The following is a 3,213-nucleotide window of genomic DNA, read 5'->3' on the forward strand; positions in this document are numbered from 1 at the left end:
ATCCCCCACCGTCGACATCGGCGAGGGCTGCCGACGCCTGCTGCGCATCCTCACCGAAACAGCCGACCTGTCCACCACCGCGGACCGGCTACTGACCCTCCTCAACCGCAACGACGGCTACGACGACGACGTCACCCTCCTCCTCGCCCACGCCCGATAAGATCATTACGGGTTCTCCTAGCCTCAACCATCGACGGCTGACACCTTCGGATCACAGCCGCATCTGGGTGACCTTCTCAACCCCGCTCTAGATCATGAAGGACGGCAAGGTGTCTTCGCCGTTCCCTTGCTGGAAGAAATGGTCGGTAATGGTCGGTAATGGGAAGTGAGGCCTCTGGGCGGGCGGAAACACGACGGGGGCCGGAGCGCGTTCGAGTCCAGCCAGGCGTGGCCGGCGCGGCCGGTTCAGGGGGCGGTGAACGCCAGGGAGACATTGTGCCCACCGAAGCCGAAGGCGTTGGCCACGGCGGCGCGGACGGTCTCGTGGCGGGCCTGTCCGGACACGACGTCGAGTTTGATCGCCGGGTCGAGCCGGTCAAGGTTGCGTACCGGGGGTATGACGCCGTCGCGGATGCTGAGCACCGTGGCGATGGCGCCCACCGCGCCGGCGGCGCCGAGCATGTGCCCGGTCATCGACTTGGTGGCCGTGACCGCCGGATGGGTGCCGATCGTCTGAGTGATCGCCTCGGCCTCCAGGGGGTCGCCGACGGGGGTAGAGGTGGCGTGGGCGTGTACGAGGCCGATATCGGTGGGGGTGAGGCCGGCGCCGGACAGTGCGGCCTCGATGGCCCTGCGCTGCCCGGCGGGGTCGGCGGTGACGATGTCGAGGGCGTCGGAGTTGGTGGCCGCGCCGGCGGCGACGGCGTACACGCGGGCGCCGCGGGCGGCGGCGAACCCGGCCCGTTCCAGGACCAGCAGGCCGGCGCCCTCGCCGAGCACGAAACCGTCACGGTCGGCGTCGAAGGGCCGGGAGGCGGCTGCCGGGTCGTCGTGCCGGGTCGACAGGGCCTTCATCTGCGCGAACGCTGCCAGCGGCAGCGTGTCGACCGGCGCCTCGACGCCGCCGGCGACCACGACGTCGGCCAGCCCGTGTTGGATCATCTCCATACCGGTGGCGATCGCCTCGGCGCCGGACGCGCAGGCGCTGACCGGGGTACGGGCGCCGGCCTTTGCACCGAGGTCGATGCTCACCCACGCCGCTGGGCCGTTGGGCATCAGCATGATCACCGTGTGAGGGGACATCCGGCGCGCACCGGCCTGCTCCAGGATACGGTGCTGGCCCAGGGTGGACTGCACCCCGCCGTAACCGGTGCCGATGACGACCGCGAGCCGTTCGGGAGCGACCTCGGGAGATCCCGCGTCCGCCCATGCCTGCCGGGCGGTGACGATCGCCATCTGTTCACCGCGGTCGAGCTTGCGGCTGTCCTTGCGCGGCAGCGTTGCCGCGGGGTCGACGGGCAGCCGGGCGGCGAGTCGGACCGGCAGCTCCCGCGCCCATTCGTCTTCGATCACCGCGACACCCGAGGCACCCGCGACCAGCCCGTCCCAGGTGGCGGCGAGGTTGCCGCCGAGTGGAGTCACCGCACCGAGACCCGTCACCACGATCTTGTCGTAAACCACTAATTACCCCTTCCCGTCACGATGAGGGCGGAACGCCAGAAAGGCGGTTCCGCTCCTCGCTCCGGGTCACCTTCCCAGCTCGGGGCGCGGTCTGGACAGCTCCGCCGCTACCGATGTCGGCGGCCAGGTGTTGTGGGAACCCTACAAAGACCCGCGAGCCCTACGATGGCGAGACGGGCGCCGCCGCGGCCCACGACGCCGGACCGGCGAGGGGACGGTGGGTGAGCTTCGGGGTGCAAGTGGTCATAACTGGGTCATAACGCGGTTTCGGGTCAGATCCCGCTTATGCCGCCCTTCCTGTTATGCCGCTCTTCCCGGCGTATCCGAGCCGGGGTGTCTGGTGGAGGACCTCGGTGCCGGCGGCCGTCGCCCTCCGGCCGGAGGGCGTGGACGCCGGCACCGAGGTCGTTTCCCGGGGCTGGCCGGTGATCCGGGGGCTGGCCGGTGGTCCCGGGGCCGGTCTCAGCGGGCCGCGCGGATGGATTCCCGCAGGGAGGACAGGGTCGCCGCGAGGGCGGTCGGTTCGTAGCCGCAGTGTGCCATGCAGTTCGCGCAGCGCGGGTCGCGCCCTCGTCCGTAGGCCTCCCAGTCGGTGGTGTCAAGGAGTTCCTGGTAGGTCCTGGCGTAGCCGTCGCCCATCAGATAGCACGGCTTCTGCCAGCCGTACAGGGAGTAGGACGGAATTCCCCAGGCCGTGCACGGGAAGTCGATCTTTCCTTCGAGGAAGTCCAGGAACAGGGGGGAGTGGTTGATCCGCCAGTTCTTGCGGCGGCCGTCGGCGAACGCCTTGCGGAACAGTTCCTGGGTTTCCTTGACCCCGAGGAAGCTGTCCTGGTCGGGGGCTTTCTCGTAGGCGTAGGCGGGGGAGAGCATCATCCCGTCGACGTTGAGGTCGTTGTTGAGGAAGTCCAACACCTCGATCACGGTCTGGGGGGTGTCGGTGTTGAAGAACGTGGTGTTCGTGGTGACGCGGAAGCCGCGGCGCTGCGCCTCTTTGATGTTGTCCACGGCCTGGGCGAACACGCCCGGCTTGGCCACGGACTTGTCGTGGCGTTCCTCGAGGCCATCGATGTGTACCGCGAAGGACAGGTATGGTGACGGGCGCAGCTTGTCGATCTTGCGTGGGATCAGGAGGGCGTTCGTGCACAGGTAGATGAACTTCTTACGTTTCACCAGGCCTGCCACGATGTCTTCGATCTGCGGGTGCATCAGCGGTTCGCCGCCTGCCAGGCACACCACGGGGGCGCCGCACTCGTCGACGGCGGCGAGCGCCTGCTCGACGGGCATGCGCTGTTTCAGCACGTCCGCGGGATGTTGGATCTTGCCGCAGCCCTCGCAGGCGAGGTTACATGCGAACAGGGGTTCGAGTTCGAGGGTGATCGGGAACTTGTCCCGCCTGGCGAGTTTCTGCTTGAGGAGATAAGCGCCGATCCTGATTGCCTGGCGCCGCGGAATGGCCATTTTCACCCTCCTGGTGTTGGTCTTTGGTCGCCTGGTGGGTGGAGTCGCGATGCCGCGCTGTTCCGGTCAGTGACTGTTCCGGTCAGTGTAGGCGTGTGGTGCGGAGCTGGTGGATTTGGCGCGGGTCGGAGT

General features: G+C 68.2%; 2 protein-coding genes. Both read right to left on the reverse strand.

The window, feature by feature from the left end:
- Positions 1–405: 405 nt before the first annotated feature.
- Positions 406–1,620, reverse strand: a complete 1,215-nt coding sequence (locus tag AC08OP_RS23180) for a beta-ketoacyl-[acyl-carrier-protein] synthase family protein (RefSeq protein WP_476616113.1) — start codon at positions 1,618–1,620, stop codon at positions 406–408.
- Between the two features lie 462 nt (positions 1,621–2,082).
- Complete coding sequence (gene hpnH / locus AC08OP_RS23185; RefSeq protein ID WP_476616114.1) at positions 2,083–3,081, reverse strand: adenosyl-hopene transferase HpnH; 999 nt, start codon at positions 3,079–3,081, stop codon at positions 2,083–2,085.
- Positions 3,082–3,213 lie beyond the last annotated feature (132 nt).

This window comes from Frankia sp. CeRuru1, assembly GCF_977966315.1.